Raw genomic sequence first — 14,308 nt, 5'->3', positions numbered from 1 at the left:
GATGAATATGTTTGGAAAAATTACCGCGACTGCAAGTTATGTTCCAGAAAAAATCGTAACAAATGATGATCTATCAAATTTGATGGATACTTCAGATGAATGGATTCATTCTCGCACGGGAATCAAAAAAAGAAGAGTCGCTGTTGGCGAAAACACTTCTGACCTTTGTATTCGCGTCGCTCAAACGCTCTTGCAAGATGCTCAGCTTTCAGCAGAAAGTCTGGATTTTATCTTGGTAGCGACGATCACACCGGATTTCAATACACCGGCGGTTGCTTGCCAAGTCCAAGGGGCGATTGGGGCAGTCAATGCCTTTGCTTTTGATATCAGTGCAGCATGTGCTGGTTTCGTTTATGCATTGTCTATGGCTGAAAAACTGATTCGAACAGGCGCTAAAAAAGGATTGGTCATCGGTGGAGAAGTACTTTCAAAGGTCTTGGATTGGAACGACCGTTCGACGGCTGTTTTATTCGGAGATGGTGCCGGTGGTCTATTGCTGGAAGCATCTTCAGAGCAGCATTTGCTCAAAGAGTCTTTAAAAGCAGATGGGACGCGAGGCATGTCCTTAACATCTGGTTTTCGGACGAATGAGAATCCTTTTTCACAAAACGTTCCGGCGTATAGTGCTTGTATGCAAATGATTGGACGAGAAATCTTTGATTTTGCGACGCGTGATGTGGTCGCCTCGATCAATGATCTGATACAAGATGAAGCAATTGATTATTTTTTGCTTCACCAAGCAAATTCACGCATTTTAGACAAAGTTGCTCGCAAGCTGAAGCAACCCCGTGAGAAATTTTTGCAAAATATGCAAGATTATGGCAATACTTCGGCAGCCTCGATTCCGTTATTGCTAGATGAAGAAATCAAACGAGGTACACTGTCTCTTGGCAGTGGTCAAAAAGTGGTGTTCTCAGGTTTTGGCGGCGGATTGACATGGGGAACTATGTTAGCCACCTTATAACTTGTTCACGAAACAAAATTACTATTGAAAAACACATTGGAGGAATATACACATGGTATTCGAAAAAATTCAAGAAATCGTAGCAGAAGAATTAGGAAAAGAAAAAGAAGAAATCAAATTGAACACGAACATCCAAGAAGATTTAGAAGCAGACAGCTTAGATCTTTTCCAAATCATTAACGAGATCGAAGATGAATTCGATGTGAAGATCGAAACAGAAGATGGTATCACAACCGTTGAAGATCTAGTTAAATATGTAGAAAAACAACAAGCATAAAACAAAGGCTAGGCAGACAGCCTAGCCTTTCCTTTTTAAGAACGTGTTTTTGCTGATTCATAGACGAACTGCAAGAAGCCATGTTCTCCAACAACAACGAACAAAGTAATGAAGGAGTGCAAGATGAAGACAGCCTTTTTATTTAGCGGTCAAGGTGCACAGTACCCCAAAATGGGGGAAGAGCTCTATCACCAAGAAGCCATCGTTCGTGAGACGTTTGAACAATCCAGCACTATTCTAGGATATGATATGGCCGAGTTATGCTTTACTGAAAACGAACGTTTAAACCAGACGGAATATACACAGCCTGCCATTTTAACAGTAAGCACGGCTTTTTGGCGACTTTTGGATGCGCAAGGAATCGAAGCAGATGCTGTTGCTGGCTTAAGTTTAGGTGAATATACAGCCTTAGTCGCTAGTGGTGCGCTTGATTTCCAGACCGCAGTCGCATTGGTGCAAAAGCGCGGTCGGTATATGGCAAGTGCGGCGCCTGCAGGTGTTGGGAAAATGGTCGCTGTGATGAACACACCCGCTGAAACGATTGAAGAAATCTGTAAAGAAGCAAGTCAAGTCGGGATCGTGACACCAGCGAATTACAATACGCCGCAGCAGATCGTTATTGGCGGTGAAGCGCCGGCAGTGGATAAAGCGGTGGAATTGTTACAAGCTGCTGGAACCAAACGGGTGATTCCTTTAAATGTCAGCGGTCCTTTCCATACTGCTTTGTTGGAACCGGCATCGCAGCAATTAGCACAGGAATTAGCTCAAATTACCTTTGATGAGTTGCAAGTACCTGTCATCAGCAATACGACCGCGCAGCCGATGCAGCAAGACCAAATCAAGGAACTGTTGACGTTGCAAGTGAAATCGCCAGTGCGTTTTTACGAAAGCATTGCGACACTGAAGGAACTTGGCATCCAACAAGTCATCGAGATCGGACCAGGAAAAGTATTGAGCGGTTTTATGAAGAAAATAGACAAAGAAATCCAGACTGCGCGTGTAGAAGATAGCCAAACGTTGGCAGATACACTAGCCCGATTCAACTAGGAGGAATTTATGGATCTGCAAAATAAAAACGTCTTTGTAACTGGTAGCTCGCGAGGGATCGGTTTTACTATCGCGGAAGCCTTTGCCAAAGAAGGAGCGAATATCGTTTTAAATGGACGAAAAGAAATTCCCCAGTCACTGATCGATCGCATCACCAGCTACGGCGTGAAATGTGTAGCAATCAATGGGGACATTTCTGATTTTGATCAAGCGGCAGCCATGCTTTCGGAAGCAGAAGCGGCAGTCGGACCGATCCACATTTTGGTCAATAATGCCGGGATCACGAATGACAAATTATTGTTGAGAATGAAACCGGAAGATTTTGATTCCGTGATCAAAATCAATTTGACTGGTACCTTCAATATGACGCAGCACGCGCTGAAAAAAATGATGAAGCTGCGAGAAGGCCGCATCATCAATTTGACGAGTGTGGTCGGCTTGACGGGAAATATCGGGCAAGCCAACTACGCGGCAAGTAAAGCCGGCGTGATCGGTTTTACGAAATCTGCCGCTCGTGAAGGTGCTGCTCGGGGGATTACCTGCAATGCGATCGCCCCAGGATTTATCGAAACAGAGATGACTGAGGTGCTGTCGGATAAAGTCAAAGAACAATCATTGGCAACTATTCCATTACAGCGTTTTGGTTCAACACAGGATGTTGCGCAAACAGCAGTCTTTTTAGCAAAAAGCCCCTACATCACTGGTCAGGTGATCAGTGTAGACGGCGGGATGGCAATGCAAGGGTAGGAGGAAGAATAGATGAATCGAGTAGTAGTTACAGGATACGGCGTCACTTCTCCAATCGGAAATGACCCAGAAACATTTTTAGCAAGTTTACAAAACGGGACCAACGGCATCGGCCCGATTACAAAATTTGATGCAGAAGCAACAGGGATCTCAGTTGCTGCTGAAGTCAAAGATTTTCCGTTAGAAAAGTACTTCGTTAAAAAAGATACGAAGCGGATGGATCTTTTTTCCATTTATGGAATTTATGCGGCCTTAGAAGCGATGGAAATGGCGAAGTTAGATACAGAAACCATTGATGTGGATCGTTTTGGCGTGATGGTTGGTTCGGGGATCGGCGGCTTGCCAACGATTCAAGACCAAGTGATTCGAATGCATGACAAAGGAGCAAATCGGGTATCACCAATGTTCGTACCGATGTCGATCGTAAATATGGTTGCCGGCAACATTGCGTTACGGGTAGGTGCGAAAGGCATTTGTACGACGACTGTTTCCGCCTGTGCTTCTGGTACCCATTCAATCGGTGAAGCTTTCCGAAACATCAAGCATGGCTATGCAGATGTCATGATCGCTGGTGGTTCAGAAGCGACGATCTGTGAAATCGGTATTGCTGGTTTTGCTTCTCTGACGGCGTTAACCACTGAATCAGACCCTGACAAAGCTTCCGTTCCGTTTGATAAAAATCGTAGTGGATTTGTCATGGGTGAAGGCGCTGGCGTCTTTATTTTAGAATCATTGGCGCATGCACAAAAACGTGGGGCAACGATTTTAGGTGAAGTCGTAGGATACGGTGCGAACTGTGATGCCTACCATATGACTGCGCCAAACCCTGATGGATCAGGTGCTGGAAAAGCAATGAAATTAGCGATGCAAGAAGCGGCGATTACCCCAGCTGAAGTTGGTTACATCAATGCCCACGGTACAAGCACGCCCGCCAATGACAGTGCAGAAGCGACATCGATCCAATACGGATTGGGCGAAGACTATAAAAAACCATATGTCAGCAGTACAAAGTCAATGACTGGTCATTTGCTTGGGGCGGCTGGTGGAATCGAAGCCATTGCTTCACTATTAGCATTACAACATCAATTTATTCCACCAACCATCAACGTGACAGAACAAGATCCTGAGATCGACTTGAACGTTGTTATCAATCAAAGCCAACCAGCAGAATTGACCTATGCCATGAGTAATTCACTTGGGTTTGGCGGTCATAATGCAGTGATCTTGCTGAAACGTTGGGAGGAAGCGTAATTGGAAACACATGAGATAAAAGAGCTGCTCAGCCAATTCGATCAATCGACGTTAACTGAGCTTCAATTAAAAAAAGAGACGTTTGAACTTTATTTTAATAAAAATACGACAAGTGGGCTACAAAATGCACAATCTACACCTGCGTCTGCTCCTGCAGCGAATGCTGCGCCAACTCCTGTTGTACCAACGCCTGCTGTCTCAGCGACACCTGACACAGTAGAAGCGGCGAAACCTGTCTTAGAGGGCAAAGAAGTTGTCTCGCCATTAGTGGGTGTCGTTTATTTGAAACCAAGTCCTGACAAAGATAACTTTAAGCAAATCGGCGATCACGTGAAAAAAGGCGATATTCTTTGTATCGTTGAAGCGATGAAAGTCATGAATGAAATCGTCAGCGACGTCGATGGCGAATTGGTTGAAGTCTTGGTTGAAAGCGAACAAATCGTTGAATTCAATCAACCATTATTCCGTGTGAAAGAAGGGTAAAGCAATGAGCGCATTAACGATTCAAGAAATCAAAGAAATCATCCCTCATCGTTATCCGATGCTTTTAGTGGATCGCGTTGAGGAGTTAGAAGAAGGCAAACGGGTCGTTGCGAAGAAAAACGTTACCATTAATGAGCCGTTTTTCCAAGGCCATTTTCCCCATGAACCAGTGATGCCTGGAGTATTGATCGTGGAAGCAATGGCGCAAGCAGGTGCTGTGGCATTATTGTCATTGGAAGACTTTCGTGGGAAAACTGCCTACTTTGGCGGTTTAGACAAAGCAAAATTCAGAAAAAAAGTAACACCAGGCGATACCTTGATCTTAGAAGTAGAAATAATCAAAGTAAAATCTGCAGCCGGCATCGGCAAAGGAATTGCCTATGTTGATGGGAAAAAAGTGGCGGAAGCAGAATTGACTTTCATGATTGGATAGGTGAGACATGTTTTCTAAAGTATTGATCGCAAACCGTGGCGAAATCGCCGTACGTATCATTCGCGCTTGTCGCGAATTAGGTATTCAAACGGTCGCCGTTTATTCAGAAGCAGATAAAGAAGCGTTGCACACAGAGCTTGCCGATGAAGCGATTTGTATCGGACCTGCCAAAGCAGCTGACTCTTATTTGAATGTACAGCAGATCCTAAGCGCTGCGATCGTCACAAAGGCTGAGGCGATCCATCCCGGCTTTGGCTTTCTTTCAGAGAATAGCCGCTTTGCTGCGATGTGCGAGGAATGCAATATCGTCTTTATTGGGCCAAAGAGTGAGACTATCGATGCAATGGGAAACAAAATCAATGCAAGACGCTTGATGATCGAAGCAGAAGTACCGGTCATTCCCGGAAGCAAAGGCGCGATTTCTGATGTGGAAGAAGCTTTAACGATCGCTGAAGAGATTGGTTACCCGGTCATGCTCAAAGCAGCAGCCGGCGGTGGCGGTAAAGGGATACGGAAAGTCGCCGATAAAGAAGCGTTACCACATCATTTTGCTTCGGCACAGCAAGAGGCGAAAGCGGCATTTGGCAACGATGAAATGTACATTGAAAAAATCATTTATCCTGCTCGACACATAGAAGTGCAAGTGTTAGGTGATTCTTTTGGTAATATTATCCACCTTGGTGAACGCGATTGCTCGCTGCAACGCAACAACCAAAAAGTGTTGGAAGAATCTCCTTCTGTGGTGATTTCTGAAAGCAAACGAGCAGAGCTAGGAGAAGCAGCGGTACGTGCCGCACAAGCGGTAGGGTATCGCAATGCCGGCACGATCGAGTTTTTAATGGCAGACACTGGGGCGTTTTATTTCATGGAAATGAACACTCGAATCCAAGTGGAACACCCCATCACTGAAATGGTGACTAACATTGATCTAGTCAAAAAACAACTCGAAGTTGCTAGTGGTGAACCGCTAGGCTTGACACAAGCAGACATCAAGATGACAGGTGCGGCAATCGAATGTCGGATCAATGCAGAAAATCCAGCCTTCAATTTTGCACCGTCACCAGGCAAGATCAACAATTTATTTCTGCCTGGTGGAGGCTTGGGTGTACGGGTAGACAGTGCCATGTATTCCGGCTATACGATCCCGCCTTATTATGATTCCATGATCGCTAAAGTGATCGTTCACGGCGAGAACCGTTTTGAAGCATTGATGAAAATGCAGCGGGCGTTAGCTGAATTAGTGACCGATGGTGTCATTACGAATGCAGAATTCCAAATGGACTTGATCAGTCACCCGAAAGTGATTGCGGGAGACTATACAACCGCCTTTTTACAAGAGGAATTTTTGCCAAATTGGACACCTGAACAATAGGAGGGAAGTTGAGTGGCTTTATTTAAGAAAAAAAACTACATTCGCATCAATCCTAATCGAGGTCAGCTGCCAACGAACGAACCAGTCGTCCCAGATAATCTTTGGGCGAAATGTCCTAGTTGCAAACGAACGCTTTATACGAAGGAGATGGGGGCAGAAAAAGTCTGTCCCCACTGCGGGTATAATTTCCGGATCAGCGCCTGGGAACGGATCGCTATCACGATTGATGAAAAAAGTTTTGAAGAATGGGACACAGATGTTACCACAAAAGATCCCCTTGATTTCCCAGGGTACCTGGATAAAGTCGCACAAATGCAAGAAAAAACTGGTTTGCATGAGGCTGTTCTAACGGGAGAAGCCAAAGTTCGAGGATTGCCGTTAGCAATCGGTGTCATGGATGCGAATTTCATCATGGGCAGTATGGGAACGGTCGTGGGGGAGAAAATCACCCGTTTGTTTGAACGTGCGATCGAAAAACAGCTACCAGTTGTTCTTTTTACCGCTTCGGGTGGGGCTCGGATGCAAGAAGGGATTTTGTCACTGATGCAAATGGCGAAGATCTCCGCGGCAGTAAAACGCCACAGTAAAGCTGGCTTGTTTTATCTAACGGTTTTAACGGACCCGACCACCGGTGGCGTTACCGCTAGTTTTGCGATGGAAGGGGATATCATCCTGGCAGAACCGCAAGCATTGATCGGTTTTGCTGGACGACGTGTGATTGAACAAACCATTCGTCAGGAACTACCTGAAGATTTTCAAAAGGCAGAGTTCCTGTTAGATCATGGCTTTGTCGATCAAATCGTTCCACGGACGAACTTGCGGGAGAAAATCTACCATTTGATTTCTTTGCATACGCGGAAAGGATGGAATCGCAATGACTAGAGCAGCCCACGAAATCGTTGAACTCGCTCGCAGCAAAGACCGCTTGACGGCACTGGATTACTTTGAAGGCATTTTTTCTGAGTTTGAAGAGTTTCATGGAGACCGTCTGTTTGGCGAAGATGAAGCCGTTGTTGGCGGGATAGCTTGTTTAGATGGCAAGCCAGTGACCGTGATCGGTATTCAAAAAGGCCGTAATCTACCTGAAAATTTACGCAGAAACTTTGGCTCACCACATCCTGAAGGCTATCGAAAAGCGTTACGCCTAATGAAGCAAGCAGAAAAATTTCAGCGACCTGTGGTCACATTGATCAATACAGCAGGGGCGTTTTGTGGTATTGGCGCGGAAGAACGGGGAGAAGGTGAAGCGATTGCCCGTAACTTGATGGAAATGTCCGATTTAACGGTGCCGATCTTGGCAATCATCATTGGTGAAGGCGGCAGCGGCGGTGCCTTAGCACTGGCATTAGGCGATGAGGTTTGGATGATGGAACATTCGATCTATGCCATTTTATCTCCCGAAGGCTTTGCTTCGATCCTATGGAAAGATGGTAGCCGGGCCAAAGAAGCTGCTGGTTTAATGAAGATCACTGCCCAAGAACTATTTGAATTAGGCGTTATTGAAAAAGTGATTGCTGAAACCCATGAAGAGGCCTTTTTACCGAAAGAGCAATTGATGGAACAGATGAAAGCGGCAATTTCAACGAAACTCGCTGAACTTTCTACGTTGCAAACAGAAGAATTGCTTGAGGCAAGGTATCAGCGTTTTCGCCGATTTTAACAACTAGGATATCCACTCTGATTAGAGAGAGGGTATCCTAGTATTTTTTTATTAAAAGTGTTATTGAATAAATCGTGCAAATGACGAAGTCTTTAGTTTAAAATTTAATTATTCTGTGCTATTATGTATATATTCTGAATATAAGAAGATTATATTGCATAAATATTTGTTTTGAAGAGGAGCGTTTTTAATGAAAAAATTATTTGGAGCACTTGTTGTATTGACGGGGATTTTGGTTTTAGGAGCTTGTGGAAATGGCGGCTCATCGAGTACTGGCAGTTCTAGTGCCAGCGGTTCGGCGGATAACCAATTGGAAGCCATCAAAGCAGCCGGTGTGTTGAATGTGGCAACTTCTGCTGACTTTGCCCCCTTTGAATTTCATGCCTTGATTGATGGCAAAGATACGATCGTGGGCGCAGATATCGATATGGTCAATGAGATCGCTGATCGTCTTGGTGTCGAAGTGAATATTTTGGACCTTGATTTCAATGCTGTCTTGACTGCTTTGCAACAAGGAAAAGCCGATATCGCTGTTTCAGGCATCTCAGCAACTGACGAACGTAAACAGACTTTTGATTTCACCGATAACTATTTTACACCAGAACAAAAAGTAGTTGTTAATAAAAACAATGAGTCGGCATTTGATTCAATCGAAAGCTTGTCTGGCAAAAAGGTGGGCGCTCAAAAAGGCTCGATCCAAGAAATGATCGTTCAAGACCAATTAGCGGATTCGCAATTGGTTTCCATCGCCAAAGTTCCGAATCTAGTCAATGAATTGAAACAAGGATCGATCGATGGTTTGGTGCTTGAAAGTGCGGTGGCTGAATCGTATGTTGCACAAAATGATGACCTCGTGATCACTGATGTAGCATTAGAAGCGTCTGAAGGCGATTCTTATGCAATTGCTTTACCTAAAGGGAGTACCGAACTACAAGAAGAGCTAAACAGTATTTTGAAAGAATTGATTGAAGATGGTACAATCGATGAGTATGTACAAAAGAACACAGATCTAGCCAACGAAAATGCGGCGCAATAGATAGAACGGAGTAGACACAATTATGGATTTATCCTTTTTAGCGATATATTACCCTTATTTTCTTTCTGGTGTGGTGATCACCATCGTGATCTCTATCATCACCGTGATCTTTGGAACGATTCTAGGGGTGATTTTTGCCCTAATGAAATTATCAAAAGTGACGCCTTTGCGCTGGTTTGCTAATGCGTATATTGAAGTCATCCGCGGCACACCAATGTTGGTGCAGATATTGATCGCTTTTGGTCTTTTGCAAGGCATGTTTGCCTTGCCGACAGTCTCGATCGGTGTGTTGAGTCTTGATTTTGGGCGGTTATTTCCTGGGATCATTGCGCTCTCGCTTAATTCTGGGGCATATGTTGCTGAGATCGTCCGAGGGGGAATCAATGCCGTTGATTACGGTCAAACAGAAGCGGCTGGTTCTTTAGGGCTGCGGCCTTTTCAAACGATGCGTTATGTCGTATTGCCACAAGCACTACGCAACATCTTGCCGCCACTAGGCAATGAATTTATCGTTTTGATCAAGGATTCCTCTTTGCTTTCAACGATCGGCATCTACGAGCTGATGAATAGTGCGCAGATCGTTGTCACCAGTTCTTTCCAACCATTAACGCCTTTCTATGTGGCGGCGGTCATTTATTTCATCTTGACGTTTACGACTTCGCGACTATTGAGTTTATGGGAAAAGAAACTAGGAAAAGGCTATCGTCGTTAAAAGGAGAAGACAAGCTATGATGTTAGATATTCAAGAGTTACACAAAACCTTTGGCAGCAATCAAGTGCTAAAAGGGATCACAACGACGATCGAGCAAGGAGAAGTCGTTGTGGTGATTGGACCATCTGGTTCAGGAAAAAGCACGTTCTTACGCTGTTTAAACTTACTAGAAGTACCGACAAGCGGAAAAATCTTTTTTGAAGGAACCGATATTACCGATCCAAAGAATGATTTGTATAAGATGCGGGAAAAAATGGGCATGGTTTTTCAAAATTTCAATCTTTTTCCGAATATGACGGTTTTAGAAAACATTACTTTGTCCCCGACGAAAGTCAAAAAGATAGCAAAACCAGCTGCTGAAACACTAGCAAAGCAACTATTGAATGATGTAGGTCTGCCTGATAAGGCAAACTCCTATCCACAAAGTCTATCTGGTGGACAAATGCAACGGATCGCTATTGCACGTGCCTTGGCGATGGAACCGGATGTGATGCTCTTTGATGAACCGACTTCTGCGTTAGACCCTGAAATGGTTGGCGAAGTATTGTCCGTTATGCAGCGTTTGGCTCAGCAAGGAATGACGATGGTCATCGTCACTCATGAAATGGGCTTTGCGAAGGAAGTCGCGGATCGGATTTTATTTATGGATCAGGGAATCATTATGGAGGAAGGAACGCCAGAACAGCTCTTTGATCATCCGAAAAACCCGAGAACCATTGATTTTTTAAGTAAAGTATTGTAAAATGCGAGAAGCTCGCAGTTGCAAATGACAATTTTGGACTTTTTCTAAGCATCCTTTCAGTAAAAGGATGCTTTTTTGACGGAAAAAAAGAATACTTTAAAGAAGTGATGGAACAAACTGTTGTTTCGACACCTTCGTTTTTCAGTTCTTTTACAAGAAACCTGCAGAAACTAGCGCACTTGCTAGTATTCAAAAAGATTCTATTGTATAATTACAGGTTGAAGAGGTCTGATCCTTTTAGAAACTGCCTGCTTGCTTGTCAACAGCTAGTACGGTTTCTTTTTAAAGATCGACTATGTGGATCGATGACTAGTCGCCGACTTTTAACATGCGAAGAAATCAGATAGTAAAGGAGATTCTATGTTTTCAAATTATAAACCGACTTGGATGGTCGATGCGATTTATAAAATCACCCCTAGCCAACTAAAGGCACAGGGGATCAAAGGGATTTTGACCGATCTTGATAATACCTTGATTGCTTGGAATAATCCTGATGGAACTGAAGAATTAAAAAACTGGTTATTGGAAATGAAAAACGCTGGCATACCGGTGATTGTCGTTTCTAACAACAATAGTGAACGCGTGGCACGGGCTGTTGCGCCTTTTGGTTTAAAGTACGTACACCGCGCATTAAAACCTTTTTCAAGAGGGATCAAACAAGGGTATCAGCAATTAGGCTTGAAAAAAGAAGAGGTTGTCATGATCGGCGATCAGATTATGACGGATGTACGAGGTGCCAATCGTGCTGGTGTTCGCAGCATTCTAGTGAAACCAGTGATACCAACGGATTCTTGGAAAACCCAGTTTAATCGAGCAGCAGAAAGAAAAATCATGAACTATTTATTGAAACACAACCCAGAGTTAAAATGGCGTGGAGGAATTTAATATGACAGAAGGAATCGAAGAAATTCACTGTATCGGCTGCGGGGCATTGATTCAAACAACAAATCCTAACGAATTGGGGTACACCCCGCAATCTGCATTAGAAAAAGGACTTGAATCAGGAGAAGTCTATTGTCAACGCTGCTTCCGCTTGCGCCATTACAATGAGATCCAAGATGTCGCGCTGACAGACGATGATTTCCTACGTTTGCTGAATGAAATCGGGGAAAAAGACGCCTTGATCGTTAATGTCGTCGATATTTTTGACTTTAATGGTTCATTGATCCCAGGACTGCACCGCTTTGTTGGTGATAATCCTGTTTTATTAGTGGGCAACAAGGTGGATATTTTACCGAAATCTTTGAAAAAATCGAAAATGACCCAATGGATGAAGGAACGGGCTTACGAAGTCGGTTTAAGACCCGTCGATGTATTGTTGACGAGTGCCAAGAAACCGGGTGAAACCCAAGCGTTGCTACAAGCGATCGAAACGTATCGTGAAGGTCGTGATGTGTATGTGGTTGGTGTGACGAATGTTGGAAAATCAACATTGATCAATCAAATCATCAAACAAACAGCAGGGATCAACGAGCTGATCACCACTTCGCGATTCCCTGGAACTACATTGGATAAAATTGAGATTCCATTGGACGACGGGCACTTTTTGATCGACACACCAGGAATCATTCATCGTCATCAAATGGCACACTATTTAGGTAAAAAAGATCTGAAAATCGTGGCACCAGCCAAAGAAATTAAACCGAAAGTGTATCAATTGAACCCTGAACAAACCTTGTTCTTAGGGGGACTTGCCCGTTTTGATTTCATACAAGGAGAACGAAGTTCGTTTGTTGCCTATGTAGCGAATGATGTAGCGATCCATCGGACCAAATTAAGTAAAGCCGATGAATTTTATGAGAAACATGTTGGTGGGCTGCTGCAGCCGCCACGAGCAGATGAAGTGGCGGATTTTCCTGAACTCGTCCGTTTCGAATTTTCAATCAAAGAAAAAACCGATATCGTTTTTGCTGGACTTGGCTGGATCACGATCACCAAACCATGTGTCATCGCCGGGTGGGCGCCAAAAGGTGTCGATGTGCTTAGACGTAAAGCATTAGTATAAGGAAGAAGGAAGATTATGGACTTACGAGGAAAACAAAAAAGATTTTTACGAAGTGAAGCGCACCATCTAAACCCGATTTTTCAAATCGGCAAATGCGGCTTGAATGACGCGATGGTGTCGCAAATTGAAGAAGCACTAGAAAAACGGGAATTGATCAAAGTCTCATTACTCCAAAATACCGATGAGGTTGCTGACGAAGCAGCTGAAACGATCCGTGAGAAAGTTGGCTGTGAAGTGGTTCAGATCATCGGACGAGTGATCGTTTTATTCAAACCGTCTAGTAAAGAAAAATACCAAACAATTTCAAGCAAAGTTCGTTCAATTTAGGAGGGAGAAGGCATGCAAGGACAAACATTTGGAAAGGTACAAACGGTTTTAGAGACACAAACACAAGAACTTGTACCGAAAAAGCAAGTGGGCATTCTTGGTGGAAATTTTAATCCAGTACACTACGCACATCTGGTCATGGGTGAGCAAGTAGGGCAAGCATTGGGGCTGGATAAAGTTTATTTCATGCCTGAGTATTTACCGCCTCATGTTGATGAGAAAAAGACAATCCCCGCTGAGCATCGTTTAGCGATGTTGAAGTTGGCGGTCGCCGATAATCCGCGATTTGCTGTAGAGACCATTGAGTTGGAACGAAAAGGTAAGAGTTATACGGTTGATACGATGCGGGAATTGACAGCTAAGAATCCAGATACTAATTATTATTTTATCATTGGCGGGGATATGGTGAACTATTTACCAAAATGGCATCAAATCGATGAGCTGATGGAATTGGTAACTTTTGTGGGGGTTCGCCGCCCGGAAGTGCCGATCGATAGCCCATACCCGATTATTTGGATCGATATTCCTCTAATGGATGTCAGCTCAACAACAATTCGTAAAAAAGTGCAACAAAGTTGTTCGGTTCGCTACTTATTGCCAGATAATGTGTTACACTATATTCAAGAAAAGGGGTTGTACTTGGATGAAGAGTGAACACTACACACAAGCAGAACGGGAACTTTTGATGCAAAAGGTCCAAATGCAGATGAGTCAAAAGCGCTTTGAGCATGTGTTGGGTGTCGAAAAAACGGCCGTTGCCCTTGCGGAAAAATATGGTGCTTCACCGGTCAAAGCCAGCATCGCTGCTTTGACGCATGATTATGCGAAGGAACGCAGCGATGAAGAATTTCAATTAGTCATTCGTAGAGACGGATTTGAATTGGATCTCTTGAACTGGAACAATGCTATCTGGCATGGACTCGTCGGTGCTGATTTCGTTCAACGAGAATTAGAAATCGATGACGAAGAAATCTTACAAGCGATCCGTTTGCACACAACCGGAGCTGCCAAGATGAGCCTACTAGATAAAATCATCTATGTAGCAGATTATATCGAACCCGGGCGTACGTTTCCTGGAGTCGTTGAGGCTAGGGAAATCGCAATGATCGACTTAGATGCCGCTGTTGCTTACGAAACGAAACATACCTTGCTTCATTTGATCGAAACAGAAGCAGTTATCTACCCAAAAACGATCGAAACCTACAATTTTTGGGTAGCCAAATATAGGAGGGAATTACCATAGATAGTCAGA

18 protein-coding genes are annotated in these 14,308 nt (G+C 43.9%); all 18 read left to right on the top strand.

Translation table 11 applies throughout. The annotated features are described in order from the left end of the window. The first annotated feature begins 1 nt into the window (after window position 1). The 18 genes from CXM95_RS10300 to yqeK all read left to right on the top strand — a co-directional run bounded on the left by CXM95_RS10300 (window position 2) and on the right by yqeK (window position 14,299). On the top strand, window positions 2-964 hold the full coding sequence (locus CXM95_RS10300; RefSeq protein ID WP_101699137.1) for a beta-ketoacyl-ACP synthase III: 963 nt from the start codon (window positions 2-4) through the stop codon (window positions 962-964). Between the two features lie 52 nt (window positions 965-1,016). Next, the gene (locus tag CXM95_RS10295; protein ID WP_005225890.1) at window positions 1,017-1,241 is read left to right on the top strand and encodes an acyl carrier protein; all 225 of its coding nucleotides are present in this window, start codon (window positions 1,017-1,019) and stop codon (window positions 1,239-1,241) included. Window positions 1,242-1,364: 123 nt separating this feature from the next. After that, window positions 1,365-2,288, top strand: coding sequence for an ACP S-malonyltransferase (gene fabD, locus CXM95_RS10290; protein WP_101699136.1), 924 nt, complete (start codon window positions 1,365-1,367; stop codon window positions 2,286-2,288). Between the two features lie 9 nt (window positions 2,289-2,297). Then, complete coding sequence (fabG, locus tag CXM95_RS10285; RefSeq protein WP_016620362.1) at window positions 2,298-3,035, top strand: 3-oxoacyl-[acyl-carrier-protein] reductase; 738 nt, start codon at window positions 2,298-2,300, stop codon at window positions 3,033-3,035. Between the two features lie 12 nt (window positions 3,036-3,047). Continuing rightward, entirely contained in the window at window positions 3,048-4,286 is a 1,239-nt protein-coding gene (fabF, locus tag CXM95_RS10280; RefSeq protein WP_016610185.1) for a beta-ketoacyl-ACP synthase II, read from the top strand. Continuing rightward, window positions 4,287-4,769: an acetyl-CoA carboxylase biotin carboxyl carrier protein gene (accB, locus tag CXM95_RS10275; RefSeq protein WP_101699135.1), complete on the top strand. Its 483-nt coding sequence runs from the start codon at window positions 4,287-4,289 to the stop codon at window positions 4,767-4,769. It begins immediately after the preceding gene. Window positions 4,770-4,773: 4 nt separating this feature from the next. Continuing rightward, on the top strand, window positions 4,774-5,202 hold the full coding sequence (gene fabZ / locus CXM95_RS10270) for a 3-hydroxyacyl-ACP dehydratase FabZ (protein ID WP_005225895.1): 429 nt from the start codon (window positions 4,774-4,776) through the stop codon (window positions 5,200-5,202). A 7-nt stretch (window positions 5,203-5,209) separates the two neighbouring features. Next, window positions 5,210-6,574: an acetyl-CoA carboxylase biotin carboxylase subunit gene (locus CXM95_RS10265; protein ID WP_005235585.1), complete on the top strand. Its 1,365-nt coding sequence runs from the start codon at window positions 5,210-5,212 to the stop codon at window positions 6,572-6,574. 12 nt (window positions 6,575-6,586) lie between these two features. Further along, window positions 6,587-7,456 carry an acetyl-CoA carboxylase, carboxyltransferase subunit beta gene (gene accD, locus CXM95_RS10260; RefSeq protein WP_005235586.1) on the top strand — a complete coding sequence of 290 codons (870 nt, stop codon included), beginning with the start codon at window positions 6,587-6,589 and terminating at the stop codon, window positions 7,454-7,456. After that, window positions 7,449-8,234: an acetyl-CoA carboxylase carboxyl transferase subunit alpha gene (locus CXM95_RS10255; protein WP_005235587.1), complete on the top strand. Its 786-nt coding sequence runs from the start codon at window positions 7,449-7,451 to the stop codon at window positions 8,232-8,234. The genes accD and CXM95_RS10255 overlap by 8 nt, the downstream gene beginning before the upstream one ends. 190 nt (window positions 8,235-8,424) lie before the next feature. Further along, on the top strand, window positions 8,425-9,270 hold the full coding sequence (locus CXM95_RS10250; RefSeq protein WP_005235588.1) for a transporter substrate-binding domain-containing protein: 846 nt from the start codon (window positions 8,425-8,427) through the stop codon (window positions 9,268-9,270). Between the two features lie 22 nt (window positions 9,271-9,292). After that, on the top strand, window positions 9,293-9,982 hold the full coding sequence (locus CXM95_RS10245) for an amino acid ABC transporter permease (protein WP_005225900.1): 690 nt from the start codon (window positions 9,293-9,295) through the stop codon (window positions 9,980-9,982). A 16-nt stretch (window positions 9,983-9,998) separates the two neighbouring features. Continuing rightward, window positions 9,999-10,724 carry an amino acid ABC transporter ATP-binding protein gene (locus CXM95_RS10240; protein WP_005235590.1) on the top strand — a complete coding sequence of 242 codons (726 nt, stop codon included), beginning with the start codon at window positions 9,999-10,001 and terminating at the stop codon, window positions 10,722-10,724. A 360-nt stretch (window positions 10,725-11,084) separates the two neighbouring features. After that, window positions 11,085-11,609 carry a YqeG family HAD IIIA-type phosphatase gene (locus CXM95_RS10230; RefSeq protein ID WP_008378174.1) on the top strand — a complete coding sequence of 175 codons (525 nt, stop codon included), beginning with the start codon at window positions 11,085-11,087 and terminating at the stop codon, window positions 11,607-11,609. A 1-nt stretch (window position 11,610) separates the two neighbouring features. Beyond that, window positions 11,611-12,729 carry a ribosome biogenesis GTPase YqeH gene (gene yqeH / locus CXM95_RS10225; RefSeq protein WP_008378172.1) on the top strand — a complete coding sequence of 373 codons (1,119 nt, stop codon included), beginning with the start codon at window positions 11,611-11,613 and terminating at the stop codon, window positions 12,727-12,729. Window positions 12,730-12,744: 15 nt separating this feature from the next. Continuing rightward, window positions 12,745-13,056 (top strand): ribosome assembly RNA-binding protein YhbY, encoded by a 312-nt coding sequence (gene yhbY, locus CXM95_RS10220; RefSeq protein ID WP_101699134.1) that lies wholly within the window; start codon window positions 12,745-12,747, stop codon window positions 13,054-13,056. 12 nt (window positions 13,057-13,068) lie between these two features. Further along, window positions 13,069-13,710, top strand: a complete 642-nt coding sequence (locus tag CXM95_RS10215) for a nicotinate-nucleotide adenylyltransferase (protein WP_101699133.1) — start codon at window positions 13,069-13,071, stop codon at window positions 13,708-13,710. After that, window positions 13,700-14,299, top strand: coding sequence for a bis(5'-nucleosyl)-tetraphosphatase (symmetrical) YqeK (yqeK, locus tag CXM95_RS10210; RefSeq protein WP_008378167.1), 600 nt, complete (start codon window positions 13,700-13,702; stop codon window positions 14,297-14,299). The genes CXM95_RS10215 and yqeK overlap by 11 nt, the downstream gene beginning before the upstream one ends. The last annotated feature ends 9 nt before the right edge of the window (window positions 14,300-14,308 follow it).

Source organism: Enterococcus sp. CR-Ec1 (assembly GCF_002850555.1).
Lineage (GTDB): Bacteria > Bacillota > Bacilli > Lactobacillales > Enterococcaceae > Enterococcus_D > Enterococcus_D entomosocium.
This window is presented reverse-complemented; position numbering and strand designations above follow the sequence as displayed.

Coding starts and splice junctions, on each gene's coding strand:
- CXM95_RS10300 (WP_101699137.1), top strand. CDS start 2: ATGAATATGTTTGGAAAAATTACCGCGACTGCAAGTTATGTTCCAGAA.
- CXM95_RS10245 (WP_005225900.1), top strand. CDS start 9,293: ATGGATTTATCCTTTTTAGCGATATATTACCCTTATTTTCTTTCTGGT.
- yhbY (WP_101699134.1), top strand. CDS start 12,745: ATGGACTTACGAGGAAAACAAAAAAGATTTTTACGAAGTGAAGCGCAC.
- yqeH (WP_008378172.1), top strand. CDS start 11,611: ATGACAGAAGGAATCGAAGAAATTCACTGTATCGGCTGCGGGGCATTG.
- fabF (WP_016610185.1), top strand. CDS start 3,048: ATGAATCGAGTAGTAGTTACAGGATACGGCGTCACTTCTCCAATCGGA.
- yqeK (WP_008378167.1), top strand. CDS start 13,700: ATGAAGAGTGAACACTACACACAAGCAGAACGGGAACTTTTGATGCAA.
- fabG (WP_016620362.1), top strand. CDS start 2,298: ATGGATCTGCAAAATAAAAACGTCTTTGTAACTGGTAGCTCGCGAGGG.
- CXM95_RS10295 (WP_005225890.1), top strand. CDS start 1,017: ATGGTATTCGAAAAAATTCAAGAAATCGTAGCAGAAGAATTAGGAAAA.
- CXM95_RS10255 (WP_005235587.1), top strand. CDS start 7,449: ATGACTAGAGCAGCCCACGAAATCGTTGAACTCGCTCGCAGCAAAGAC.
- fabD (WP_101699136.1), top strand. CDS start 1,365: ATGAAGACAGCCTTTTTATTTAGCGGTCAAGGTGCACAGTACCCCAAA.
- CXM95_RS10265 (WP_005235585.1), top strand. CDS start 5,210: ATGTTTTCTAAAGTATTGATCGCAAACCGTGGCGAAATCGCCGTACGT.
- fabZ (WP_005225895.1), top strand. CDS start 4,774: ATGAGCGCATTAACGATTCAAGAAATCAAAGAAATCATCCCTCATCGT.
- CXM95_RS10215 (WP_101699133.1), top strand. CDS start 13,069: ATGCAAGGACAAACATTTGGAAAGGTACAAACGGTTTTAGAGACACAA.
- CXM95_RS10240 (WP_005235590.1), top strand. CDS start 9,999: ATGATGTTAGATATTCAAGAGTTACACAAAACCTTTGGCAGCAATCAA.
- CXM95_RS10250 (WP_005235588.1), top strand. CDS start 8,425: ATGAAAAAATTATTTGGAGCACTTGTTGTATTGACGGGGATTTTGGTT.
- CXM95_RS10230 (WP_008378174.1), top strand. CDS start 11,085: ATGTTTTCAAATTATAAACCGACTTGGATGGTCGATGCGATTTATAAA.